Origin of the sequence: Pandoraea terrigena (assembly GCF_902459705.1) — a bacterium.
In the GTDB taxonomy this organism is placed as follows: Bacteria; Pseudomonadota; Gammaproteobacteria; order Burkholderiales; family Burkholderiaceae; genus Pandoraea; species Pandoraea terrigena.
In genome coordinates this window covers 169,610-193,443 of sequence record NZ_CABPRU010000011.1, presented here as the reverse complement: position 1 = coordinate 193,443, position 23,834 = coordinate 169,610, and the positions used below count along the sequence as shown (strand labels likewise).

23 protein-coding genes are annotated in these 23,834 nt (G+C 57.0%); 15 read left to right on the top strand and 8 right to left on the bottom strand.

Going from position 1 to position 23,834, the window contains the following annotated elements:
• The first annotated feature begins 363 nt into the window (after positions 1–363).
• From PTE31013_RS19955 to PTE31013_RS19900, 13 genes are all read left to right on the top strand, one after another.
• Positions 364–579: a hypothetical protein gene (locus tag PTE31013_RS19955; RefSeq protein WP_150614386.1), complete on the top strand. Its 216-nt coding sequence runs from the start codon at positions 364–366 to the stop codon at positions 577–579.
• 75 nt (positions 580–654) lie between these two features.
• A complete protein-coding gene (locus tag PTE31013_RS19950) occupies positions 655–1,155 on the top strand; it encodes a hypothetical protein (protein ID WP_150614385.1) in 501 nt (166 codons plus the stop codon).
• Positions 1,156–1,191: 36 nt separating this feature from the next.
• Positions 1,192–1,752 (top strand): hypothetical protein, encoded by a 561-nt coding sequence (locus PTE31013_RS19945; protein ID WP_150609209.1) that lies wholly within the window; start codon positions 1,192–1,194, stop codon positions 1,750–1,752.
• Entirely contained in the window at positions 1,749–2,090 is a 342-nt protein-coding gene (locus tag PTE31013_RS19940; protein ID WP_150609207.1) for a hypothetical protein, read from the top strand. The genes PTE31013_RS19945 and PTE31013_RS19940 overlap by 4 nt, the downstream gene beginning before the upstream one ends.
• 15 nt (positions 2,091–2,105) lie before the next feature.
• A complete protein-coding gene (locus PTE31013_RS19935) occupies positions 2,106–2,330 on the top strand; it encodes a hypothetical protein (protein WP_150609205.1) in 225 nt (74 codons plus the stop codon).
• 30 nt (positions 2,331–2,360) lie between these two features.
• Complete coding sequence (locus PTE31013_RS24910) at positions 2,361–2,510, top strand: hypothetical protein (protein ID WP_174966668.1); 150 nt, start codon at positions 2,361–2,363, stop codon at positions 2,508–2,510.
• Positions 2,511–2,834: 324 nt separating this feature from the next.
• Positions 2,835–3,122: a hypothetical protein gene (locus tag PTE31013_RS19930; RefSeq protein WP_150609203.1), complete on the top strand. Its 288-nt coding sequence runs from the start codon at positions 2,835–2,837 to the stop codon at positions 3,120–3,122.
• A gap of 16 nt (positions 3,123–3,138) precedes the next feature.
• Positions 3,139–3,420 carry a hypothetical protein gene (locus PTE31013_RS19925; RefSeq protein ID WP_150609201.1) on the top strand — a complete coding sequence of 94 codons (282 nt, stop codon included), beginning with the start codon at positions 3,139–3,141 and terminating at the stop codon, positions 3,418–3,420.
• Between the two features lie 23 nt (positions 3,421–3,443).
• Entirely contained in the window at positions 3,444–3,770 is a 327-nt protein-coding gene (locus tag PTE31013_RS19920) for a hypothetical protein (protein ID WP_150609199.1), read from the top strand.
• A 316-nt stretch (positions 3,771–4,086) separates the two neighbouring features.
• Positions 4,087–4,887 carry an EcsC family protein gene (locus tag PTE31013_RS19915; RefSeq protein ID WP_150609197.1) on the top strand — a complete coding sequence of 267 codons (801 nt, stop codon included), beginning with the start codon at positions 4,087–4,089 and terminating at the stop codon, positions 4,885–4,887.
• 271 nt (positions 4,888–5,158) lie between these two features.
• Positions 5,159–6,043, top strand: coding sequence for an HNH endonuclease signature motif containing protein (locus PTE31013_RS19910; RefSeq protein ID WP_150609195.1), 885 nt, complete (start codon positions 5,159–5,161; stop codon positions 6,041–6,043).
• A gap of 691 nt (positions 6,044–6,734) precedes the next feature.
• On the top strand, positions 6,735–8,927 hold the full coding sequence (locus PTE31013_RS19905) for a tyrosine-type recombinase/integrase (protein ID WP_174966667.1): 2,193 nt from the start codon (positions 6,735–6,737) through the stop codon (positions 8,925–8,927).
• 300 nt (positions 8,928–9,227) lie between these two features.
• On the top strand, positions 9,228–10,535 hold the full coding sequence (locus tag PTE31013_RS19900; RefSeq protein WP_150614384.1) for a tyrosine-type recombinase/integrase: 1,308 nt from the start codon (positions 9,228–9,230) through the stop codon (positions 10,533–10,535).
• Positions 10,536–10,789: 254 nt separating this feature from the next.
• On the opposite strand, the gene PTE31013_RS19895 is transcribed toward PTE31013_RS19900, so the two are convergent.
• The 8 genes from PTE31013_RS19895 to PTE31013_RS19860 form a co-directional block, all read right to left on the bottom strand.
• On the bottom strand, positions 10,790–11,188 hold the full coding sequence (locus PTE31013_RS19895; protein ID WP_150609189.1) for a hypothetical protein: 399 nt from the start codon (positions 11,186–11,188) through the stop codon (positions 10,790–10,792).
• Between the two features lie 431 nt (positions 11,189–11,619).
• Complete coding sequence (locus tag PTE31013_RS19890; RefSeq protein ID WP_246174744.1) at positions 11,620–11,820, bottom strand: hypothetical protein; 201 nt, start codon at positions 11,818–11,820, stop codon at positions 11,620–11,622.
• Entirely contained in the window at positions 11,817–12,359 is a 543-nt protein-coding gene (locus tag PTE31013_RS25190; RefSeq protein ID WP_246174742.1) for a hypothetical protein, read from the bottom strand. Before PTE31013_RS25190 ends, PTE31013_RS19890 begins: the two co-directional genes overlap by 4 nt.
• A gap of 135 nt (positions 12,360–12,494) precedes the next feature.
• Positions 12,495–13,037, bottom strand: a complete 543-nt coding sequence (locus PTE31013_RS19880) for a 1-acyl-sn-glycerol-3-phosphate acyltransferase (protein ID WP_174966666.1) — start codon at positions 13,035–13,037, stop codon at positions 12,495–12,497.
• Between the two features lie 674 nt (positions 13,038–13,711).
• Entirely contained in the window at positions 13,712–14,857 is a 1,146-nt protein-coding gene (locus PTE31013_RS19875) for a hypothetical protein (RefSeq protein WP_150609185.1), read from the bottom strand.
• Positions 14,858–14,907: 50 nt separating this feature from the next.
• Positions 14,908–16,098: a ParB/RepB/Spo0J family partition protein gene (locus PTE31013_RS19870; RefSeq protein ID WP_150614382.1), complete on the bottom strand. Its 1,191-nt coding sequence runs from the start codon at positions 16,096–16,098 to the stop codon at positions 14,908–14,910.
• Between the two features lie 3 nt (positions 16,099–16,101).
• Complete coding sequence (locus PTE31013_RS19865) at positions 16,102–16,839, bottom strand: ParA family protein (RefSeq protein WP_150609181.1); 738 nt, start codon at positions 16,837–16,839, stop codon at positions 16,102–16,104.
• 1,141 nt (positions 16,840–17,980) lie between these two features.
• Positions 17,981–19,171, bottom strand: coding sequence for a replication initiation protein (locus PTE31013_RS19860; protein ID WP_174978644.1), 1,191 nt, complete (start codon positions 19,169–19,171; stop codon positions 17,981–17,983).
• 1,609 nt (positions 19,172–20,780) lie between these two features.
• Between PTE31013_RS19860 and PTE31013_RS19855 the strand changes: the two genes are divergently transcribed.
• Both PTE31013_RS19855 and traD read left to right on the top strand, forming a co-directional pair.
• Positions 20,781–21,977, top strand: coding sequence for a TraI domain-containing protein (locus PTE31013_RS19855; protein ID WP_150614380.1), 1,197 nt, complete (start codon positions 20,781–20,783; stop codon positions 21,975–21,977).
• The gene (gene traD / locus PTE31013_RS19850; protein ID WP_150609175.1) at positions 21,974–23,824 is read left to right on the top strand and encodes a conjugative transfer system coupling protein TraD; all 1,851 of its coding nucleotides are present in this window, start codon (positions 21,974–21,976) and stop codon (positions 23,822–23,824) included. Before PTE31013_RS19855 ends, traD begins: the two co-directional genes overlap by 4 nt.
• Positions 23,825–23,834 lie beyond the last annotated feature (10 nt).

Sequence of the window (23,834 nt, the reverse complement as noted above, 5' to 3'; positions counted from 1 at the left end):
GCTCAAATGCCTGTAGTTCTTCTTCATCGCAACACCCTACATCATTCGCGGTGTTGCACTTGAAACTGGAGACTAAGAGGTGTCGCTTACTTGCTGGGCTTATTCACACCTATGTGGGTTTCGAAGTATCAGCAACATCAATTCCTTGTGGAGACTGGCAGGCACTGTAGCGAGCTTGCCAAACATACGATGTCACCTGATACGGACAACAAGTTTTACCATATGTGCTTTCGCGACAACTTGGACGCCCATGTCGAAGCTGCTATGAGCCAAGCACGCAGTAGAGCGCAAGAAGAAGCCTCTAAACTTGATTAACTAGAGCGCTCGTCGGTCGCGGTGTATCTATCTGCATAGGAAAATCGAATGAGTAAAACTTCATTTGTTGGCGCTACTGCTGACGAAAAGGCGCAGCTTCTCGGCCAAGAGTTTCGGAACATAGAGGTGATCGGCTTCGAAGTGACGGACGGAGTTTGTTTCACCGAGATTCTGCTCGACGGCGAAGTACTTACCCTCGTCGGCTACCCGCAAGAGGCTCTGAAAACGTTCCTCGGCGGACAAGGTAGCAAAACGCAGCAATGACCCGGAAAAAGGTAGATTTTCTCGCACATGCACATTGCCTCTCTGACGTCATCTTTTCTCTCTGGTGGTCACCATATGCCCAGTCGAGAGGGGGCTAAGGCGAATGGCCTGAGCTGGGTAGACGCCCTTCAGCGTGTCGCAGCCGAATGCTCTTCCATCGGACAGCACCGCGAGAATTGCCTCACCAGTTGGGTGACGTACGGCAGTCGCATTCGCGAAGAAATCGGCGACGACAAGCTCTTGGTTCGGCTGCTGCTGGCCGTGTTACCACGCTACGAAGGCCCGTCGTTGACGCTCTATCGTGGCGAGAGCGCCGAGCGCTTCAACGCGGGAAGAATTGGCCTCTGTTGGTCGTCGCAGCGTCGTACCGCAGAAATGTTCGGAAGGGGTCTGAACGCCTACTACTCGGGCGGTGGCGTTCTACTCAGTGCGAATATTGACGCAACGGCGATCATTTCAGGCCCGGGGAAACACAGTAGATGGCTGGGCGAGGAAGAGTACACAATCGATCCATGCGCGCTAACGGGGTTGGAGGTGTTGCAACGGTATCCCAACCCGAACGACCGCATGCGGTGATAACCACGGAAAAATAAAAAATATATGGACAAGCACATGCTCACACTTCTCCAAGATCGCTTAGGGAGGACTGCGATTAGTCCTTCGACGGCTCGCGGAATGGGACCTCCCGGAACGATCAAAGCAGCGAGGTCGTTCCTGCAAACGTACGACCTGAGATCCGTCAAGGCGAACGCGCCGAAGACCTTTCGCAAGAAGCTTGATGAAATGACCGACGATCTAATCGCGAACCTCCCTGCGCAAGCGCGGCATTGGGGCAGCGCGCGCAAGTTCGTCAATATCTTCCTGCGGAACTGCGCGTACAACCGCTTTGTGTGTGACGCGTATGGCCTCGGTCGAATCGAGGCTTGGATGGAGGTTCCATTGGACAGCCACGTGGCCGCCGGCTTGAAGCTGGATGCCCTTGCAGCAAAGCTGGATCCAACCCCGCCACGCTGGAAGACCGTGATAGGCCTAACGCCGGAGCTTAGCGATCGCTGGCAAACGCTCGCACAGGCAATCGCGGAGAGGAGTCGAATCCATCGGGTGCACCTCGATGTCAGATACTGGAACGGTGCGCATATGACACTTCACGCAAAGCACCAGGAAAGGTCATGACCTCACCTGTAGATGAAGACGATGACGGAATTGAAACCTCGATGTTCTATTCCATCATCGACGAGATGGAGCGCGTCTGGGGAGATCCGGGATTAGAAGGCACATCAGACGAGTACAAGTGGTTGGAAGGGCACTACCAAATCACGGAAGAGGAGGACGTCAAGTGGCAGATGGCCTTGCAGTACTTCGTCAACCATGACCTTCCCGAAGACGATGGGAGCGATCCAGAGGTCATGGCATTTCTCAACGACTACGATGCGGTGAGGTCATTCTTGGCCGAATTCTTTCGGAAGTATCGAAGCAGTGACAAGGTCTATCTGCGACCGTCAGTGCTTTAGGAAAACCACGGAAAAATGGAACTGAGCAACTGGCGCGAGTTCGACGATGGCGAAGAGTGGTTCGCCGGAAGGGCGCTTTGGTTATGGGCGCCCTCTTGGGAGAACCCTCGGCTGGCTACAGCGGATCGCGGAGACGACTTCGAGTGGTTTTACGCGAGCGGTCCGAAGCTCGAAGACGCAAGCTGGGAGTTTCCCACACACTGCTGCGACCCAACGCCGCCGACGCCACCGTCGGTCTGAACAACAGGACGGAAAAATAGGAGAGCACGAATGGACTCGATTGAGAGCATGACCATTGAGCAGTTGAACGAGCGCGCGAATCTGTTGGCGTCTGAGATCGACGCCAACGACGAAGAGAACCGCGTCTATCAGAGCGAGCTTAACCGGATCTACGCCCGGATCGACTCACTGAAGTCCTGATCGGAAAAAAGGAAGCGAGCTATGAGTGACTTCAGTCAGGCAGACCTTGATAGGGCACTAAGAGATTATCGCGCGCGCCTAACGGAAGCGGTAGCGTACGCGACCGCATGGCACGACCGACTCGAAAACGGCATCCCGCCTTCCTCGGGCGAAGTTAGTGAGTTCACTGTTCGCTCGGGCCAGTTGAACGCAGAGGTGGCCCAAGCATTGAGCCATTACTCCCAGGTCGCTGCGCACCACTACCACCTTTGATCGGAAAAAAAGAAAGCGCAATCTGCGCCCGCGTGCCGGCCGGTAGCCAGCGTAATCCAAAAGGGATAGTCCATGTGGAAGACAGTTTTCGCAGGAACAGTTGACGATCGGCCGGTTAAGTTGAAGGAATACAACGACGACGACGGGGCCCGCGAGCTGCGGGTCGAAACAAACTACGGTGAGGATCAAATTCTTGGCGGCGATGTTCCGGGCGTGATAGCGGGTGCGCCTGTGTCAGCGGACGACACGATGCATGTAGATGCATCGACGCCGGAAGAACTGGAGCTCAATCTCATCGAGCTAGGCGGTTTTTCGCCGGCGGGCGCGAAAGAAATTGCTAGCCATGCTTGGTTGCCATAACCGCGATAGAAGACATATGAACAACATTCAACGACGTATCCTGTGGCGCTTTACATCTGACGGCTACAGGATTGGTGCCTTGCATGACGACGAGATCGATTTGGCGTTATCGGCGATTGTTGGACACACGAAGGACTGCGATTTCCCACTCAAAGATTTGATGGGCCAGCCACTCGCTGGTGCCCAGATTCAGATGACGGAAACGGTATGCGTGTGGTTTGACGGCGGAGATCGTTCGGCCTTCCTCGGAGAAGGGGAGGTGCTGGTCTATCAGCACGACGGAGCAGTTGTTCAGTGAGTCGAGAAGGATAGGAAAAATCGATGAAAACAACACTCTATTCGGAGCTTTCGGGTCGGCAATTGGAACAGGCCTACGCCTTATGCGCCGATCCGAAAACGATTGATGAATACCGGTTCGTCATCGCTGACGATGGCATGGTGGTGCGGCGGGAACGAAGCGATGGGGCTGAAATTCTCGTTCAGGTCGGCAACAGCCTTATTCGACCAAGCGCCGTACAGGCGATTGAATCGCGCTCGCTTTCGTTTGGGTGCGACGTGTTTCTTGCGACCGCGGGCGGCCAGTCTGAGAAAGTGTTTGTCGCCGACCTGAACCCAAGCGAAATTGCGGCGAAGCTGCGGCTCGCTTGAGATCGGAAAAGGAGCAGGGATGCTTGTGAAGCTATGACTATCTGGACGCTACTGACTGCTGAAACGTTGAGGCACCATGAAATTTCCGCGAGGTATATCAAACCGCGAGAGCTATGAGTGAGGCGCCGAAACCGACGCATTCGACTCTGGCTTTACGCGCCTGAGCACTGCCGCGCTCCTCTATCAGCTGGCCATCGTCATTGCGGAGCCGGCACCTATGTTTCTCATGCATCATCGTCTCACCAGCGCGAACTGAGTGCTGGCACTACGGAAGAATCGGCGCGGCGACTTTCCCGTGCGCGAAACTGGAGAACCAATGCAATTCAGTGACGAAGACCTCGCCGAACTTCTACTCGCAAGAAACTTGCTTGAAAATCCTGGATTCGCTGCCCGCATTGCGAGTGCGGTCGGAAAGCCCATCGATATGGCGTTTGGGAGGCTGCCAGAGAGTTGGCAGTTGATAGTTGCCGATGCCTCAAAGGCAGCGATGTTCAAGGCAGCCGATGCCGCTGTGTTCACAATGAAGGATGTGCCTGGTCAAGCGGCGTCCAACCGGTGGCATTTGGCCGGCGTGACCACAACTGGGGCAGTCGGTGGGTTCTTCGGGCTTGCAGGACTTCCTTTGGAGCTACCCGTTTCCACGACGATCATGCTTAGATCGATCGCCGATGTGGCTCGAAGCTATGGAGAGGTTGTCAGCGAATATGAGACCAAACTCGCGTGTCTCACGGTGTTTGCTCTGGGCGGTACGTCTAAGTCTGACGATGCCGCTGAAAGCGGGTATTTCGCGATCAGAGCAGGGCTGGCACGCGCTGTGCAAGAGGCAATCAAGTACATGGCGGCGGGTGCTGGTCGCAAGAGCACCCCGGCGCTCATCCAACTCATTGAGAGAATTGCCGAGCGGTTTGCGATATCGGTTTCCGAGAAAACAATGGCGCAGCTCATACCCGCGATTGGAGCACTTGGTGGTGCGGCAATCAACGCGGGGTTTATGAGCCATTTTCAGGACATGGCAAAAGGGCACTTTATCGTGCGCAAATTGGAGCGCCGCTATGGGCCCCGCGCAGTCCGAAGTGTATACGAGTCGCTCGCCGACCGTGTGAAAGCCTCGCCCTAGGCCATCTCACTGTCAGCGACGGCGTAAGCCGGACGGAAAGTCTCGATTGCGAGAAACTGGGAATGTGATTGTGTGACAAGCACGCGACGGCACGCGGTTTGGCGCGCTACGCCCAAGAGTATTGCGAGCCGGCACGACTTGTCGACGCTAGCCGTGGCCAGAGACGTGGGGTCGAGTCTGTCCCGCCCGGAAAGGACAAGGACGGTGAGTGCCTTATACTCCAGGCACGAGCGCTATTGTGCTGGCGACGACTGAACACCTAAGGTTAAAGATGCTCGAGTTGAACAGATGGTCGGACATTAAAGGGCTGGACACTCCGTTCCTAGCCATCAATGCCACCAACAGGACGGCGGCAAGTCGCGAGACGAACAGCGCGTTTTTCCGCTTGAGGCAGGCCGGTCATTGGGAGCTTCCGGAGGTCGCGCGCGAGGCCGGTATTAAGGGGCGTCCGATCCTTCTTTTCTATACCGAGAAAGGGCAGTCCACTTTGTACATTGGGTCGTGCGTCAGGATGTTCGTCTCCGGCGAGACAGCGCGAAATCGGCCTCGTTACGTTTTCACTGTCTCGCGCAAGTGGCAGCCGATCGGCACTACGGTCGTATCGTTCTCAACGTTCTTTCGCGGTTTTCGGCTCAGCGCGAATCCGACTGTCGCCTGGATCGACAAGGGAGCATACGTTTACCCGGCGCTCGAAATGCCTGACAACGGCGAGACCGCCGCGGAGTTTGCCGGGCATGGGGGCTACGACCAGCATGGCCTCTCGTCGCTTCGTGTCGGTCACGAGCGCTTCGTGAGGAACGTTCGAAGGATTTGGGGGCGATGCTGTTCTCTTACGGGCCTGCACTCACCCAATCTCGTGCAGGCCTGCCACATCGCCCCGTGGGCGGATGCAGCGGCGCCCGATCGGGTGTCGGGGAATAACGGCCTCATGCTGTGCGCGCACCTCCATGCGTTGTTCGATGCGCATCTGATAGCCTTCAGTGACGCAGGCGAACTGCTGCTCGAGCGAGGACTCGAGCCTGGCGTGCGCGATCTGGTGCTTGCTGGAGGCTCGACGGAGCTACGTCGTCGTCTTAACAAAGCACAGATCCACTTCCTGCGGGAACATCGGGCCGCGGCCAAGAAGGCTGGGAAACGCTTCGAGTTGGCTTTATAACGCCCCGTCGGTGCCTCAGGTGGATGCCGGCTAACAAAGCATGAAATACATCCGTATTGCCATCGCCGTTTGACTGCTGATGCCCGTACCGAAAACGCAACCGCGTCCGAGTGCCACACGGTACAAGCATGTTGCGTCAACGCTCGCTCCCAAGACGCAACGTGTGTCAGCTCCCTCCGCGAACAGCCTCCTCAGAAGGCAGCGCCGGCTTGACCGAATAGCAATGAACGTCGCTGATCCCGCCGAAAAAGCAACGCACGCCAGCTTGCACGCCGCCGCTGGGCGACGAGTGGCGATCTTTCAGGCCTTAGGCGGACGTAAGTTGCTTCGGTCGCGCGCAGACTCTCGCGAACTAGCACCCCATGTCGTGTACTTATTTGCGCAACGAGCATCTACGTCTGCTTGAAAATGGGCGCCGACGGACGCAAACTGACGGATTCGACCAATAAACACGAACAATTCTCAACAAGTCATGTTTCGATAAGTGTTCTTAGTCGGGTAGTTGTTTTTGTGCACTATCTTCGCCAGTCTAGAATAGATTCTGGGTATACTCTTGATGCATAAGGCGTTTCGACCGCTCTCGGTGGTCACGGCACCTACTTGGAGAGATCCCGGGGGGGGCACGCGAACTGGGGCTTGGTCACGCACGAAACCGCCGCGGCGCCGTACTAGCCCAGAAGAAGACCCGCCTATGACGCAGACGCCTGGATCACCTTCCGCCGCCGAGCACCCAGTGGCCGCACGCCGGCGCCACGCGGTTGGCGCATCCGATGACGTCCTGGACGTCGCCTTCACCGAAGTACTCTCCGCATCAGTGTCCGCTGAGGCTGCCGCGACGGAAGGTGGCACCCGACTACAGGCGGGCCCCGCCACGCCACCAGGCCGCAAAGGCCCGCCGCGCCGCGCCATGCCCACGCGCGAATACCTTGGGTTGGATCATTTCGCACTGTTCCGCGGGTATCTCGAGGGCCTGGCGCTGGAGAAACTCGCTGATCAGTATCTCGAGACTGGTCTGGATTTGCGCATGGCCAAAACGACGCTGCTCTGGATCAAGGAGCGCATCCTGGCGGGCGCGCGCCGCGAGCGCGACTACAGCGCCGCGCGTCTGCTCGCAATCCCTCCCGAACGTATCGCGGCGCCAGTTGACGGGGAGGGCGGCGCCGCGCCGGCCGCGACCCCGACGCTTGAGGAGTTCGCCGAGGAGCGTGACCCGCACCAGTTCTATAGTCAGCGCGAGCTCATCTCACTGTTTGAATCCGAATTTCCTGCCGGCCAAGTCGACCGCGAGCGAGCGCGCAACGAACGACTGCGCCAAAAGCAGGTGAGGGCGCTGTTCCGCCTGCAACAGCTCCTTGCCGTCAAGCCGCAAGCGCATCACCACGTCGCCGGCTGGTTCCACCCAGCCGTGGCTGACCGCCTCGAGCGCGCGGGGCTGCTGACGCTGGCCGACCTCCTCAATTTCATCGAGGTGCGAGGGCGCCGCTGGCACACTAAAGTGAACAAGCTTGGTCCGGTCGCGGCCGAACGCATCCAAAAATGGCTCGACGACAATGCCCAGACGCTCGGGCGCGTAATCGACCCGCGCGCGCTCACGCCGCGCAAGGCAGCCGCGCCGACCATGCTGCGGCAGCTGCAACCGCAACGCACGGACATCGTGCCCCTCGAATATCTGATCCTGCCGCCAGCGCTGTCCGGCCGGGCAGGAAGCAACCGCTACGCAGGGGAGGCGGGAGCGCGGCTTGACGCCAACGATGACCTCGCTGCCATTCAGGCGTGGCTTTCGACACTGCAGCCCGTGCGCGGCAACACTTGGCTGACCTACCGCGGGCACGCCGAGCGGTTCTTACTCTGGGCGCTATTCGAGCGCAAACGAGCCTTCTCTGACCTGAGCGTTGAAGACGTGACGGAGTACCGGGAATTCCTATCGAACCCGCAACCCGCCACGCGCTGGGTCGCGCCTCCACGTCGAAACGCTCCGCGTTACAGTCCAAACTGGAGACCGTTTGCGGGCCCCGCCTCGACGACCAGCGTACGGCACGCGATGACGGTGCTCTCATCACTCTGCCGCTGGCTTAACGCGGTCAAGTACTTGGCATCCAACCCGTTCGACGCGGTCAAGAAGCCCAAGCACACCCGCGCAGCCGGGCAGATCGACGTCGGGCGCAGCCTCACCAAGCGCCAGTGGCAAATCCTGCGCGACTACCTGGCTACGTTGCCGCCCGACGACCCGGCCGCTGTTCGCAAGCGTTTTCTGGTGCGCTTTGCCTACGTCACCGGCACACGCCTATCGGAGCTCGCTGCGGCGCGCGCCGGCGATCTCAAGCTTGAGCGGCTGGGCGAACTCGGCGAGCGATGGGTGCTGCGCGTACTCGGGAAGGGCACAAAGGTGCGGCAGATCGAGCTACCGTCGGCTGCGGTTCCACTGCTGGAGGACTATTTCGAGGCACGGGGGTTGGGCCGCCTGCTTGCACACCAGCACCCGGACGAACCGATCGTCGGGCGGCTAACGGTCTCCGAAGGCGAGCTCGGCGCCACCGCGCTGGCGCCAGCGGTGGCTGGCGCGCCGGGCGGGGGTGGGTATCAGCCAGCGCCGGGACTCGAAGCCCACCGTGTGGCCGAGATCCTGTGCTCGTGCTTCGAAGGCGCGGCCGACTATATCGCCACGGTCTCGCCGCAGGATGCGGCACGCCTGCGCGAGGCGACCCCGCACTGGCTGCGTCACACCTTCGGATCGCACACGCTCGAGCGCGGCGCGGATCTGCACACCGTACGCGACCTGATGGGGCACGCCAACATTTCTACAACATCCCAATATCTTCATTCGGAAGCCGCACGGCGCGCCCGCAACCAAGATCAAGCTTTTGGCGAGGACGACCTCGCGTGAGTGTGCCGCAGGGCCGGGTGAACGGTGCCGAGATTTTCCGCGCGTGTTTTTTTGCGCTATGAACAAAAAAAATCAATAGATTCTATTGTTTAATTCCCATTACACCTATAATGGGCATCAATGACACCCCGCAGATTTGTACCTAAATTCTGTCCTGACGGACATGGAGCCATGCTGTGAGGACGGAATTTAAGTGTTTGCCGAATTGGCTGGAATCTAAGGGTCTTAATTCGTTAGCTTTTATTTCTTACTAGTGAGCGATGCTGTGTCCGCTCACTCATGAACTGAACAGGATGGTCGATGATTACGGAACTCGGCTTGCCCACCAAATATGCCTCGGCGATCCAACTGCGCGCGAACCAAGTTGGCCCCTTCGGCTCCAATCTCGGCGACAAAGCGCTGCGGCAAATCCGCGCTGAGACCGATCTGGAAGCCATATCTTTGTGGCTGGCAAACTATGTCGAAAGCCCGTCAACGCACGCGAACTATCGGAAGGAATCCGATCGTCTGTTGCTCTGGGCGATCGCGGACGCGCTCAAGGGGCCAAGCGCGATCGCTCAGGAAGATCTGCGCCTGTTCCGGGCATTCCTTGCGGCGCCTGATCCCTCCAACCCGATCTGGACAGTGATTGCCGAACTCAAACCCGTTTCTTCGCTGACACACGAGGACCTGGCGCGGTATCGGCAATTTCTGGCGAACCCTCAGCCGAGCTCGACGTGGATCACGGAGAAAGGCGCTCGCTACTCGACGGACGATCCGCGCTGGCGGCCGTTTGCAAGCAAGCTTGAACCTGCAAGCATCAAGCAAGCCGTCGTGATACTGGACAGCATGTTTGGTTGGCTCGTGGAGTCCGGGTACTTGCGTGGCAATCCGCTTGGCCTGCTGCGACAGCGGCGCCGTCGGCCGGCGCAGCATGTCACGCGCTACCTCCCGGGCATCATGTGGCAGCACGTTAAGGATTACGTCTCTGCCATGCCGGAGGAGGATCCAAAGCAGTTGCGGGACAAGGCTCGCGCGAGGTGGTTGACCACCCTCCTCTACCTAATGGGTCTCCGGCTTTCGGAAGTCGCCGCGGGCACGATGGGAAATTTCGTGCGGCAACTTGGCGCAGACGGCACAACGCGTTGGTGGCTGGAGGTTGTCGGTAAGGGCCAGAAGTACCGGCGTATTCCCGTCTCGGATGAACTACTTGCCGAATTGATGCGCTATCGGCAGGCTCATGGCCTCGATCCGCTACCGGCGCCGAACGATACGGCCCCTCCCCCCCTTCTCCTGCCGTTTCGTCGTCGTTCCGGCAATGCTCCAGGCGAAGGCGTCAATCGGAAGACTGTGCACAATGCTATCAAGGAAGTCTTCAAGCATACAGCCGATTGGACGGAAGCTAAGGGCGGCGAATATGCCGAGCACGCAGCTCACATACGCGACGCGTCCGCGCACTGGCTTCGACACACCGCCGCATCGCACATGCTGGACAGCAAGATAGATCTGCGCGCGGTGCGCGATAACCTCGGCCACGATTCAATCAACACGACGAGCCAATACGCACACGAAGAGGACGATCGCCGCCACGATGAAACGACCCAGAGCCATCGAATGAACTGGGAATGAGCGGTCGGCCGCCCCGCGTCGAGATTGAATTTTTGATCTAGAACTAGGCGCAGCTATCTGCGATCTGACTGTGGAGTGCCTTGACAGGAGGGACGTGGAGGAGAGGTAATGCCCCCTCCCCTCGAACGCTGAGATTACAGCATGCTTGCAGTGAGTTCGCCCGAGTGGCGATGGCGTATTGTTGTTTTGACTCGGACGAACTCAAGTCGGAAAATATGGCGTTACAAATCATCGAGGTGACGCCATGAGACCGATTACGAGATACGCTGAAGGTCGACGAGCCTGATCGGGACGAAGATAACGTAGCCCGTCTGCGTCGTGAACCCGGGCACCGACCAGCCGACCGGCGTGTGAAAGAACGCAAACGCGTTGGTCTGAATGCCAACTACACTATCCGCCTCTTTGTTGCCGGTGATCTTCGCCAAATCGCCCGGCGTCATCGGTTTGATCTGCTCCTGCACCGGTTCCCAGTTGCCGTTCTTATAGTCGGAGACGGTGTACCGGTCACCGCTCTTCTCCACCTTCAGAAGCGGCTTGACGGTATCGCCATCCTTGACGCCCCACGTACCGGCAAGCGAATCGCGCGAGCCTGCATGGTCGCCACAGGCCGAGAGCATGAGAGCCATAACAACTGCACCCAGATACTTAAACATGAGACTCCTCGTTAAAGCTAAGACGCGCAGTATGCGTTGGTGGATTAGTTTTGAGCAAGCGCACTGCGCGATTCGCGTGGCGCACTCATAAGGAATTTATCCGGCTTACTGTCTGATGCAAGCGAGCCATTTTTCCGATGGCTACTTCTATTCAATTCGACTTGCCGCAGGAACGCGCCGGCGGCGTGTACTGAGCAACGAAATAGCACTCGCTTGGCCCCCGCACCGCGGGCAGTCCCATCGAATGTCTTCGGCCCAGCCAGTCCCATCATGGCCGATATAAAAGACGCCAGGACGCGCCTTGTACGTGATCGGCTTCGCGTGACCGAAAATCCGGCACCACAGTCGTTTTAGCATCCCATTTTCCGTGTCTACGTCGTGCGGTTGTGATTCTCGACGTCGAAGCCTTCCGGCCAATCGTCGCGATGGACCTAGAGCGCATCCTCGGCAATCAGTTCGGGCACGACGTCCTCGTAACCTTCATTCCTGGGCGTGATCATCAAAATCGCGCTTGGTATGCCCTTCGCCGCAGCAACTTGGCCAGCAAGACGCTTCAGCTCCTTGGTCCAATCATTGACCTGACGGTCACGGATTGCCTGCTCTTCGGTCGTCGTTATCGTTTTTCCGATCAACGAAGGCCGTGTTCGGCCATCACAAAATCGAGGGCAGCGGTGGAGTAGTCATCGCCGTAGTCGACCTTCAGTTTGCCATCAGCTTCGAGCCTCCGCCCGAGTTCTGCCAAACGGTGCATTTGCGGAATCAACTTGTACAGAGCAGACATATTCTTGCTCGCAGCGTTGATGTCTCTCGCGAACTGATCGATCGTCTGCGGTGCGGGCCGATCCACGCCGTCCTTCTCAATTTTTAGCGCTTGGCATAGTGCTAACAGCTGTATGCCGCGCTCAATCTCCATCGTGTGGTTCAAGATCATTTCTCCTATACCGATTTCACACTCAGGCCACGTGAATCCATCGCGTTTAATAGCCTGTCGCAACGTCGTCTTGCCACTTAAACGGCCTTGGAGGTCAGCCCGCTGGCCACCTCTCCAAGCAGTGTCACCGTTGCGCTTAAACAAGGCGTAGCAGCCATCAGGCATGCATTGAAGACGGTAACGCCGAAATGCCGCCGGGATGAACGGCGGACAATCCAGTTCGCTGATCTCTGTGTTCATCCGCACTTTCTCCGAGACTTCGCGCGGATATCCGCAATAATGGCCCGAAGTCCCGCCCGCCGAAATTCCCCTGCCTTCCTCTCGACGTAACGAATTTGTGCCCTGCCGTGGATACGAATAAAGCCGAGCTCAGACTTAAAAGGAAATTCTGATTCGCGGCCACATGGCCGAACCGTTCTTAGCAAATAATCGACTTTGCTCAGCTCCTCGAATCTGGAGTTCCGCCACTGCAACTCCTGAGCGATCAGCAAGCCACTTCACACCTGGCTGGTCGAGTCCCCTCTCCCCAGTTTCTGAAATGCGCCCCTCGGGGAACACCATCACGCGACCACCGCGGGTCAATTCGGTCAGCAGGGTCCGTACTCCGAACGGAGCTGTCGCGTCAGTCGGAATGATCTTTCCAAAGCCGAGCCACGCCAGGAGCTGGAGGAAGCGAGTCGTGGCCCCTGCCCCGCGCGAGTATTCCGTGTCGACCGCGAACGCGAGCGGCACCGGAGATGCCAGCGCAACGATGATCCCGTCCAGCAGCGAAACGTGATTGCACGCGAGAATGCATGGCTCTCCTGACCTCAGGAGAGCCGTCGTCGAGGCATTGTATGTCACGCGTACGCGGAACATACGCAACAGAACAGGACGCAACACGTAACGCAAGCCCGATTTGAGAAAGGGAGCGTGCATGGGGCCGTGCGTAGCGCGCATACTCAAGCGCAACACTGTGCGGTAGGGGAATGCGGGTAATCTGGCCAGCCGTCAACGCCCTCCGGAACATCACGCGTTCCGACAACCCGCCCCTCCCTTTGCGCGACCAGATGAGCAATGGAAGGAATGACCGCACGAACTGGAACACGGGCCACGGGTCCGCGGGTCATGGGGGATGGAGCGGCCGCAGCCTGCGGCACCGGAACACCTAGATATAGTGCTGCGTTCAACAGCACGCGACGGGTGCCGGCGAGACGCTGGTCAGTCAACGGATTAGGCAGGGGGGAATTTTCAAGGTCCATGCCCTCGTATACGACAATGGGCACGAAAGTTTCACCCCTGGGAAGAGGCGAAATAAGGCTACACACTACGCATATTGAACAGCGCGTTTCAGCATCAACGTTCAGCGCCCTCCCCTGTCGACACGTCTTGGCAACGGCCGCTAATACGCTACACCGATCAAGCATCGGGCTCAAAAATGCCTGAGTTTTCGTCTAAACCCATGTCGTAGGAGGAACCGATCGCGAATCTTTCTGCAATTTGCACTAAGCGTTCGATTTACCCTCGCCGAGCCCTCATTGACGACTATCACGCGCTCGTCGAGCGCGTGATAGAAGTTATTAAGCGGCGGTCGGTATATTAACCAGAACTGATCAGCAAAGGCGGGACACGGGCCGGAACAGATCCGGATGCTCCTCGGCTAAGCGACGACGAAGAGCCATCGCCGCGCCGTCCGTGCAGCCGAGGTGAGCGCGAATCGAGGACAGCGTACTCTTTACCCTACCCGCGCGGATAGCGACCGCGAGATCGGCAAGGCTCGCAAGCTCCTCCTCCTGCGCCGTAGCTGCGGCGACGGCAGGTTCAACAGGGAACTCACATTCCCCAATGGACGGAGCAACGAATTCTTCGTGCAAAAGAGGCTCGTTCGCGGCGGCCTGCCCCACGACGGCAGCGGCTCCCGACACATCACACGTCCGCAAAACCGGCGCTGCGACAGGCGCCTGTGGGGCGATCTCCGGCACAACTGCTCCCGGGCGCGATCGCGCGACCGATGCCCATGAAACCACAGCCACAGCATCGACAAGCCATCCCAGCACGATAGCCATGATCAGGCTGATCAGGTCAGTCCGAAGACGCAGAACTGCCGCCAGATTGGCCACAAAAGGATCCACGCGAGCATTATCCTGAGCCTTTTGGCTACGGTCGACGGCGGCCATACGAGCGTCGGCGGCCTTCTCAGCTCGAACCGCTTCGGCATCCTCAATTCGAAGAGCCTCTAGGCGGGCCGACAATGCCTTGCGCCGTGCATTCACTGCCCCGCAATTGGCACCGCACCGACCGATATCGAGAAGCGCCAAATTTCGCAGCGTCGTGGCCACATCAGCAGCAATTTTCGTCCGACTGCGCAGGCTATGCACGCTCGGGAGAGCGGGTACGGACATCGTCGCACCGACATCCGAAGCGCGTTGCTCCCCTACCCTGCCCTGCGCATTCAGAAAGAACGTCGCGTGGGTATAGCCAGTGGCAAGAAGCGCGGCGATCCAGATTGGCAGCGCCATACCCTTGACGGACATACGCGCACCTTTCGTCAGCGCTGGCAGCAGATGCGCTGCAAGCAGGATAACAACGCCTGTTGCAACCCAAACTGCCTTCTCAGCCCACGTAGCACCACGTTCTTCACTGGCAATGACCGTGATGAACAAGGAGGTCAACGTCGCCGCAACGGCAAGACAAACGCTGAAAATACGGCCACTCGCCGCGCTGTTATCGGACTGTTTTTGAAGAACCAGATGTGCCATATAAGTCTCGCGCGGTATTCGCGGCCCAGCGGTGCAGAAACTGCTCCTCGTCAACGAACGGCGCTCGTCAGGAGGTCCCGAAGCGACTGGATGATCGCCGATAGATCCTCGCGGCCTCCGCCCTGGATATCGAGGGCAATGCCGCCATCCCGTTCCACCAGCACTGCGCGAATACTTCCATCAGCCGACAAATATTCCTCGGTCGCAGGCCCCTCACCCTCTGCCCCGACCGGCCCACGGGCTTGCGGCGCATATTGCTGAGTGGCTGAAGACATCAAAGCAGTCGGAGATGGCGTAGCGGATCGCTGACGAGGCGTGCGAGGAGCAACTGGGGCTGCGTCGCTGCGCATGGCTTTGTACCGAGACCTGAATTCGATGACCTGACGCTGCTTCATATCAAGACGGATGATTCGCTCAACCAGGTCAAGGGTCTTCTCAAGATCCCCCCCATTATCCTGGTGAAACTTGCTGACCTCATAGGCCACGCGAACGGGAAATCTCTCTTGATTGGACATCATCTCGAGCATGACTTCCTCGGGAATCTTGCCGATCGTCAGGGTCTGAGACACGATGGATTCGTCTTGACCGAGCGTCTCGGCAAGCTCCTTCTGGCTTGCGAAGTGTTTGTTCTCAAGCAGATAGGTCCACTTCACCGCATTGTCGAATGGCGTCTGATTTTCGCGGCGCGTGTTGAGCTCGTAACCAAGCTTGTAGCTCTGGATGCCGATCGGCACATCGACAACCAGCGCGCGAGCCTTGGCGTGCTTGAGAGATCGCATCGCTCGCACACGACGACCGCCGTCATGAACGACGAACTCGCCGGGGCGATCGTAGTCGGGCACCACGTGAATCGGTTGCTGCTGCCCTGCTTCCGCAATGCTCGCCACGAGATCTTCAAGGCGACGAGCCAAATAAAAGTGCCGCGGATTGAACACCGACTCCTTGACCTGACTCAGACTCACCTCGATCGTTGCGCCAGGTTGATAGTTGTTCTCAAGGCACCATTTACGGTACTCCGCGCTCCACTCGGTATCATCAGGGAGATGCGTCGGAGTGAGCGCAGCGGGTGCCGCGACCGCCGGGCCGTGAATCGCCGGCTGCGCTTCGAGCTGTTCCGCAAGACGGAATCGATTACGCATCGCGAGCGGCGCCTCTACAGCGCTTACAGACCCAGGCTGAGTCGGCTGCTCCTCCCTTTGCAAGGACGAGCGCATTTTCGCCATAAGCGGATTCTTGGACATAGCCTACTCTCCTTTGGTCTTCGTTTTTTTCGACGGGCCGAAACGATCGCCAACGCCGAGCATTTCAACAACCTCTTCTGTCAACGCACTCACTTCGATAGCCGCCGGACGGAACGCGCGATGAGGCGCATAAGCGGTGGCTCCGACGGCATACGCCTGGGGATAGCACTCACGCATCCGGATGTGGGTCTTGAAAAGCGGATAGCCCTTCTCCGTGATTTCATCGTGACACAGGGTAAACAGCATCCGGCGTTCGTCTGCTACCTGGTTCAGGAGGTAAGCGAACTTGAGGTCGGGGTTGTCCTCCTCTCGCACGAGGTGGATTTGGTCGACGAGGACTTTCGTTGCACCGAAGTCCATTGTGTTTGGGCGCAGAGGGATCACAACCAAATCGCTGATCATTAGCATCTGCGTGACCTTCGTGTCCACCTGCGGGCGTCCGTCGATGATGATGAAGTCGTACGAAGACATGAGCTTCTCGATTTCCCTCGGCGCCTTATCGGTCGCTGCGGCAAGATTGCTGTAAGGAAATGGGATGTCTTCGCCGTTATTGAACCAGCTGACAATTGTGTTTTGGGGATCGATATCGACGACCATCACTCGAGCGCCGAATTTATGTAGACCCGCAGCGAGATTCATCACCGACACGGACTTCCCGCTCCCCCCCTTCTGGTTAGTCACGAAGATGATCTTCGCTTTGGCACCCTGAGTCGCCTCGCCCTTCTCTGCTTTTGCACTCATCCGTTCCTCGCATGAATGTGGTTGGAAAAGTTTGTCTGAACAAACCCTTCGCCGCGCTGGCCAACATTCCCTAACGACCGAAACACCAGCAACACGAACATTAAATATTCAATGCGGCAAATTGATAATCATCATAATTGCCAACACGATGAGCAGCAAGTCCAATTTCGGACTCCGTGCAAAATTTCCACAATTCAGGTTATCCAATGCGCGGCGACTGCCGCTCCAGAACCACCAAGCGCCCGACTCCGGCAAGGCGAAGCCGCCGATCCCGATTACGGCACCATTAGAGTTTGCTCGAACAAACTCCCCCCCCTACGCGGGCAACCACACAACCAGGCCGACATAAGAATGTACGGACTTTGCCGGCGACCCGCCCCAATTGGACCTATGTAGTCACGGACCCATCCGGGGGCTCTCAATGAACAATTTGTTCGGACAAACTCCCCTCCCCCGCCAGGCACATGTTGGCTCCGATTTGGGCCGCCGCACAACGCACCGGCTCGGCAAATCCTAAGCGGGTACAAATCGAGCCCCCTTTCGGGCGGCACGCTCCCGCGCGACATGATTCATAAGAGGTTTGTTTGAACAAACTCTGTGAGCACAAACCTTTCACCATCTGGCTATCAGGCGACGCTTTTTTGAGCGGGGACCTCACTTCGGTGGACGCATCTGAGAGATACGCCATTTGACGTGGTAGCTACTTCGCCTTGCTGAAAAACGTAGATCTCGCGTTAGTGAGCATGCGGAGCCGTCAATCATCCATCCGATCAGAAAAGTTTGTCCAAACAAAGACTGCAGGGGCCACTGAGAAGTGGTGCGTCGCGAGATGCCGCAAGGAACTCCTTAAAGGTCAGACCGCCCCATAACAGCGTCGTTTGTTCGAGCAAACTTGGTCGATGCTCAGATTGCTAGAGCCTCGGTAGAGTATGCCCCGACAGACCGCACGGAAGGGGAAGGGGAAGGGGAAGGGGAAGGGCGGTAAATAATGCAACTCATCGAATTATCAACAACGACAAGCGTTAAGTCTCGTAGTTAATGAAAAGGGGGTAAGTTTGTCTGAGCAAACTATTGATCCCCCGATTCTGCTTAACCTTGCTCGCGATCCGGTCTGCCTCGAACGAGCACTAGATCCAACGGGTCACTGCGTCGAGAGATTCCGGGCGAGCCACCCGGTAAAGGCAATTCGCTCGGTCACGCTACGGAACTTGGTGGTTTCAGGGTTGTAGGTGCTCGTCGCTCCCCCTTGTTCCCGAAACTTCTCCACGTAAGCACTGCGCTCGGCATCGCTTAGCTTGGCCATAGCTGACCGCACCGCTTGAGCCCGCTCCTCTTCAGCGGCGGAAAGCCCGGGAAGCTCGGCTGCAGCAGGAGGGGCGGAAGGCTTCTTTTGCTGCATGAGTGGAATATCCGTAGCCCCCTCGTAGACCGATCGAACATAGCCGGCGGCGTTCGAAGTGATGAGCTTTCGCGAAACCCGATTGTCCGTGTAATTTGCGGCTGCGAGAGCGCGCTCGGGGTCTTGCCGAATCCACATTGCCGCTAGAGATTCGCCTACGCCCAGCGCCGTCAGTTTCCGGAATGCCTCGGTCAACTTGATCTGTTCGAGTTCATTGTCATCACTTAGTCCACCTGGCGCCCCATTCGCGTTGTCCTCAATCATGAACTTGATCTCGACGACACGGCGATTCTCCCGGCGATACTCCGCCGTGAGGTGGATGTCCATGTTGCGATTGATATCAGCGACAGACTTTTTGATCACCTGATCGTTGAAGTGCTTGAACTCGTCATAGGTGCTCGCATCAGCACCGAGCAAGCGACGCCATTTGGCCACGGAAATGAAGCCAGTCGACTTCACAGCCCGGAATCGAACACAGTTCTCGTAAAGAGCAAGTGCATACGCACCTGATACCTTCTTTTGCAGTTGGAGGTTGATCGTCGCGTAGATCTTGGGGTCTGAAAGCTGCTCCGCGAGGAAACTGCTAAATTCGTAGTGACACTGACCAGACTTAATGGCCGCGTACGCGAGGAGGGGGGCAGCCTCCCAGTCGCCAGTCTCGTGCAGCAGATCGTACTCAAGCACCTTCTTCATGATGCTCGTGAGCGCGTCCTTGAGGTCACCGACGTTCTTCGAGTTAAACCCGATCATCTCAGCAAGAATGCTCACCGGGATCACGTGGCGCCGCTGGCTCAGCAGGGTGTCGAGTGCGTTGGCCAGAAAGACATTGAACATCTTCCTCTCGAGGAACGAGAGTTGGCCGCTCGTGTGAATTGCTGCGACGTGCTTGCGGAGTTCGCTCGGAACAGGAGTTTGAGCATTCTTGGTGGGCACAGTGATCTCCAATTGTTCGGGAGATTCTATATCGAAAAGTCATGTTATGAAAATCAACATAAGCATGACCTTTGCGGTTTTGGCAACAGCAACCAGCGCCCCAAAACACCCAACACATGAGAAACACGGCAGGACGCTCCGCTACCTCACCAGGAACTGAGATCAGAGGAACAACGGTCAGATATTGGTGCCCGCGCATGTTACCCAAAGCCATTTTCATCCGGAACATCGCTCCGCTGCCCCATAAAGCATGACCTAGGAACTGACCGAGGTAGATATGATGCCCACAAACCATGACTTGAGAGTTCGCAGATGCGCCTCTGACTTAGCCCATAAGCGCAGATCTTTAGGGCTTGCCGTCGATTTGACCAGCAGACTGCTGGGGGCGTGCCTCAAACACGAAGGTAGCCCTGATCCGGTGTTCGTTTGAGTTGCAAGCGAATCCTGCCCATAAAAGACGACCTTAGGACACAACGAAGCAGAGCTAGATCCTGATGAATGCATGAATGAAAGGTCGGGCTTTATGGGCAGATATTTGAGTTGCCTCCCCATAAACCGCGACCTTTGACGATCATTCGTCCCAGCAATCAAGGCCTGGCGTCTGCATGTGACTGATTGCCCTTCAAAAGTGCAGGGATCAGGCCTGGATCCTTGCTGAGAGCCGATTTCCCCGCGATGGCCCCCATAAATTATGACCTTTCAAGGTGGCAGGCCCTGCCTTTAGTCTGCGGCGTACTCAGGACCTTGGGCGGAGCGCCCCACAAAGCGCGACTTTTCGCTCGGCAAGGATCTAGCCCCACCAAAGGTCAGCTTATACGGGGGTCTTTCTCGACTAGGACACGTGATTAGTGAGTGGTAATAGCGAAAGTATGCGCTCACATACGATGCTATTTAGATAGGATTTGTCTACTGTCCCCCTGGTCAGCGCAGTCACCTTGCGCCCCCCCCACAAAACATGACCAATCACCCCGAAAAGTACGACCTGAGACAGATCTCAGAGGGAAATATCTCAATGAAAACAGACAGATAAAAGAAAAATCGAAGGTTGTGGATTAAATCCCATAGACCAAGACCTTACCCAGAAAACATGACCTATTACCTCGAAATGCCCCGTATACCATTACTTGCCACCCCGTAAACCCTGACCATATTTCCCGCAAACCCTTACTGGACAAGGCTCCGCGACACGTAAACGTTTTATAGGTTGTTAACTTAAATAGTTAACAACAACAACTTGTTGTTTCTTAGATATCCGATGGAGCGGAACACCCACACATTGCTGAGCAAAGTCCCATTTCAGGCACCAGAAAATTCGAGTTATCGAGCGGCCACTCGAATAAACAAATCGTAGCATCTTTGCTAGGGTTGCTTGCTCGCAACCACGTCCAGCACGCCAAATCCATTCCTTGAGTGGAATCAAAACAGCAAATATTCGGCATCGGGAATGGAAATTCGACCAAAAAACAAAGACAACTCCCCTTGGTCGTGTTCGGTGCGGACGAGGCCAGGACCGATCTACGTTATTCGGCCACGGCCTGAAATCAAAAGCTTGCCGTTTCCATCGGCCATTTAGTGAAGAACCTGTGAGGGCACTTTTTACCATGGCAACATGGATTTCTCCCTACGCCCTCCATCTCACCTCCTGCAAAGAGTCGAAGCCGAGACGGGACTTCTTTCGCGCATCCGAAGTTCATCGGAAGCCACGCCCGAAGTCTTTTCGAACTACTGGCAGCCGCTAATTACCGCCGTCGCGGATTATGTCCAGGAATGCCCTCTGGAACAAATCTGCTTCTCCGAGCCCGGTGGACTTCTTCGATACGCCCTCATGGCGGGCTACTATGCGCTACAAATCGGCAACCAGCAGTTTTTTACCGGGACACATGGAGCCGAGAAGCGCCGACTTTTGGTGCCCCAATATCGATTCGCGGTGTTCTTTTCGACTCTAGCTGGAATACCAGCCACGATGCACGCACGAGTGATTATTCGCTCGGAGAACAGAACTTGGACCCCCTTTCACTCGAAGCCTGCCCTAAGCGACTGGGTTCGTGCGCAAAACTCGAACAAGTTCAGCATCGAGTGGAGGCTATCAGAACTAAAGGTCAGTCCCGCGAATGCAGTGGCCTGGGCTGCCGACATCGTAGGTATCGGGACTTGGCAAAATCTGGCGGAAGAAGTCGCTATGCTTGCGCACGATGCGATCTATCAGGTTGACCCGAAAACCGGCGAGTCGACCGTTACTACGTGCGTACGTCAGGCGTACAGAGCCGCCCGTGATTTTGAAACTCGGGCGATGACGGGGCGTTACCAAAAGAGCGCCCTGCCCGATGGCGTCACACCAGAGTCTATTCAGAAGTACGGGGAAGGGGTGGGAGCACCAGCGGCGGTAGCCGCCGGTAAATCGCACGATGGTGATAACTCGTCAAGCGAAACACAACGCTCGTCAGAAAGTCCTGCGGTGGTTACGGATGCACAGCAGTCGGTCACTATTGCTTCGACGGGCGAAAAACCAATCGAGGAGGGTACGAAAAAGACACCTTCAACTCCGAGGTATCCAGACATTGTCCTCGATATCTTCAAGGCCATCCGAGCCCTCGATGACTACGAACAAATCAAGAAATCCTGCAACGAAGTTGAGTCGGGTATCGCTGTCCCGGTGACAATTTTCGCAAAGCATGGGCTGCCTGCTTCGAAGGTGCTGCAGATCCTCGAGGAAAACAAACTGATCGTCGAGATCTCCCAGACGAGAAAAAGCCTCATCCTCCAAAAAGACGCTCGCAGTCTCTTGTTCGGGGTGAACACTCCATGATGAAGACTTACCACGACATGTTCCGACCGGCTTGCGAGGTCCCAGCGGCTGTCGCATGGGTGCTCGGCGGAGTAGTCTTGGTCCTCAGTTGGGCCTTTGGCGCTACGCAGATCGAGTGGGCCCTGTTTGGGCTTGCATGCTTCGGCTTAGCCCGCAGGCGCTGGTTGCAGGCCGTAGACCTCTTTCGATTTCGGCTGTCTCTCAGCGGATATCGTGTTGAGGAGATAAGTGTCGACGAGTTGATGGCGCGGTCCAAGAAAATGTCCGGCGCTAGAAAGCTATACATCGGGAACGGTTTTGAATGGGATCAGCAAGAGGCGGAAATCAGCAAGCACTTGCTGCGTCGAGGCAAAGCCAATATTCCTCCGCTCCCAAAGTGGCTCCCAGAGCGCATCGTTGAATCGATGAAGCCAGCGGGATGGAAGCCGGTCGATGACAGCAAGATCGGCGTGCCGTGGATTCACGGTATCAATCCCGATGAGTATCCGATTGGCGCCGGTTTCGAAACGCTCACGGGCCATACGCTTGTGACGGGCACGACTCGAGCCGGCAAGACGAAGTTCTATGAGATGTTGCTCACCCAACTGGTTCACATGCGGAAAACGGTAATCTTCGTTGACCCTAAAGGGGACAAGGACATTGAGAACCGATTGCGTGACGAGTGCGCACGGACGGGTCGGCGCTTCTATTACTTCCATCCGGCGCATCCGTCCAGGTCGATTCGACTGAGTATCCTGGCAAACTGGAACAACGTCTCAGACTTGGCATCCCGTATCGCAGAGCAGCTCGATGCGAACGGGTCGTTCCAGGCGTTCGCGTGGAAAACGCTATACGGCATCATCCGCGGTGAATTGATGGATGGCCGCAATCCGACGATTCGCTCCGTAAAGCGTTGGGCCCAGGTTGGTGTCGAGGACCTGCTGGAGTCGATCCTACGGAAGTGGTTTTACAAGCATGCAGGACCGACGTGGGAGCAAGACGCGAAGGCTTTCGCAGATCCTAAGAACCCGTCGTCACTGCTCGCATGGATCACCCTTTACACGAAAACTTGCCAGGACAAAGATATTCCTTTCGATGAGACCATCGACGCATTGTGCGCAATGGTCAAGCACTCGAAAGAGCACTACTCGAAGATGATTCAGGTGCTCGAGCCGTTGCTTGAAATGCTCGGCTCGGAAGAAGTAGGGCGCATGCTGTCTCCTGATCCAACGGACGTCTTCGACGAGCGCGAAATCATGGACACGCGGAAGATCATTGCCGAAGGGGCGGTACTCTACGTGGGGCTGAATTCGCTCTCGAACACGACCATTGGGTCGGCTATCGGTTCAATCATCCTGGCAGACCTTGCGTCGGTCTGCGGTGCGATCTACAACTTCGAAGGAAAAAACGACGTCCACCTCTTTGTCGACGAAGCGTCCGAAGCGCTAAACGCGCAACTGATCCAGATCCTCAACAAGGGGGGGGGAGCAGGAATGCAGTGCTACATCGCTACACAGACCATCTCAGACTTCATTGCTCGGATGGGCAGCAAAGACAAAGCGATGCAGGTGCTCGGCAACCTTAACAATGTCATTACGCTGCGCCTCAAAGACTACGAGACTGCGAAATGGATCGCCCAATCTTTCGGACAAACCGGCTTCCGAGACGAGTCGCGGTCCGTGAACTCCGGGCGCAACAGTACGAGCCATCTGACTGACTTCTCCGGTTCTGGGTCGAGGAGCATGAGCGTGAAAGACATCGCGCTCGTATCTGAGGATCTGCTGACGCGCCTTCCTCCCATGAACTACTTTGCCTTCATCGGCGGTAGTTGGTTGTACAAGGGCCGAGTGCCCATCATCAGCCGTTGATCTTGGCTGA

What these genes read in the sequence shown, in the direction of transcription:
- PTE31013_RS19915 (WP_150609197.1), top strand. Translation starts at nt 4,087, where the DNA reads ATGCAATTCAGTGACGAAGACCTCGCCGAACTTCTACTCGCAAGAAAC.
- PTE31013_RS19925 (WP_150609201.1), top strand. Translation starts at nt 3,139, where the DNA reads ATGAACAACATTCAACGACGTATCCTGTGGCGCTTTACATCTGACGGC.
- traD (WP_150609175.1), top strand. Translation starts at nt 21,974, where the DNA reads ATGATGAAGACTTACCACGACATGTTCCGACCGGCTTGCGAGGTCCCA.
- PTE31013_RS19895 (WP_150609189.1), bottom strand. Translation starts at nt 11,188, where the DNA reads ATGTTTAAGTATCTGGGTGCAGTTGTTATGGCTCTCATGCTCTCGGCC.
- PTE31013_RS19905 (WP_174966667.1), top strand. Translation starts at nt 6,735, where the DNA reads ATGACGCAGACGCCTGGATCACCTTCCGCCGCCGAGCACCCAGTGGCC.
- PTE31013_RS19930 (WP_150609203.1), top strand. Translation starts at nt 2,835, where the DNA reads ATGTGGAAGACAGTTTTCGCAGGAACAGTTGACGATCGGCCGGTTAAG.
- PTE31013_RS25190 (WP_246174742.1), bottom strand. Translation starts at nt 12,359, where the DNA reads ATGAACACAGAGATCAGCGAACTGGATTGTCCGCCGTTCATCCCGGCG.
- PTE31013_RS19865 (WP_150609181.1), bottom strand. Translation starts at nt 16,839, where the DNA reads ATGAGTGCAAAAGCAGAGAAGGGCGAGGCGACTCAGGGTGCCAAAGCG.
- PTE31013_RS19955 (WP_150614386.1), top strand. Translation starts at nt 364, where the DNA reads ATGAGTAAAACTTCATTTGTTGGCGCTACTGCTGACGAAAAGGCGCAG.
- PTE31013_RS19900 (WP_150614384.1), top strand. Translation starts at nt 9,228, where the DNA reads ATGATTACGGAACTCGGCTTGCCCACCAAATATGCCTCGGCGATCCAA.
- PTE31013_RS19870 (WP_150614382.1), bottom strand. Translation starts at nt 16,098, where the DNA reads ATGTCCAAGAATCCGCTTATGGCGAAAATGCGCTCGTCCTTGCAAAGG.
- PTE31013_RS19910 (WP_150609195.1), top strand. Translation starts at nt 5,159, where the DNA reads ATGCTCGAGTTGAACAGATGGTCGGACATTAAAGGGCTGGACACTCCG.
- PTE31013_RS19875 (WP_150609185.1), bottom strand. Translation starts at nt 14,857, where the DNA reads ATGGCACATCTGGTTCTTCAAAAACAGTCCGATAACAGCGCGGCGAGT.
- PTE31013_RS19855 (WP_150614380.1), top strand. Translation starts at nt 20,781, where the DNA reads ATGGATTTCTCCCTACGCCCTCCATCTCACCTCCTGCAAAGAGTCGAA.
- PTE31013_RS24910 (WP_174966668.1), top strand. Translation starts at nt 2,361, where the DNA reads ATGGACTCGATTGAGAGCATGACCATTGAGCAGTTGAACGAGCGCGCG.
- PTE31013_RS19935 (WP_150609205.1), top strand. Translation starts at nt 2,106, where the DNA reads ATGGAACTGAGCAACTGGCGCGAGTTCGACGATGGCGAAGAGTGGTTC.
- PTE31013_RS19880 (WP_174966666.1), bottom strand. Translation starts at nt 13,037, where the DNA reads ATGCACGCTCCCTTTCTCAAATCGGGCTTGCGTTACGTGTTGCGTCCT.
- PTE31013_RS19945 (WP_150609209.1), top strand. Translation starts at nt 1,192, where the DNA reads ATGCTCACACTTCTCCAAGATCGCTTAGGGAGGACTGCGATTAGTCCT.
- PTE31013_RS19950 (WP_150614385.1), top strand. Translation starts at nt 655, where the DNA reads ATGCCCAGTCGAGAGGGGGCTAAGGCGAATGGCCTGAGCTGGGTAGAC.
- PTE31013_RS19940 (WP_150609207.1), top strand. Translation starts at nt 1,749, where the DNA reads ATGACCTCACCTGTAGATGAAGACGATGACGGAATTGAAACCTCGATG.
- PTE31013_RS19920 (WP_150609199.1), top strand. Translation starts at nt 3,444, where the DNA reads ATGAAAACAACACTCTATTCGGAGCTTTCGGGTCGGCAATTGGAACAG.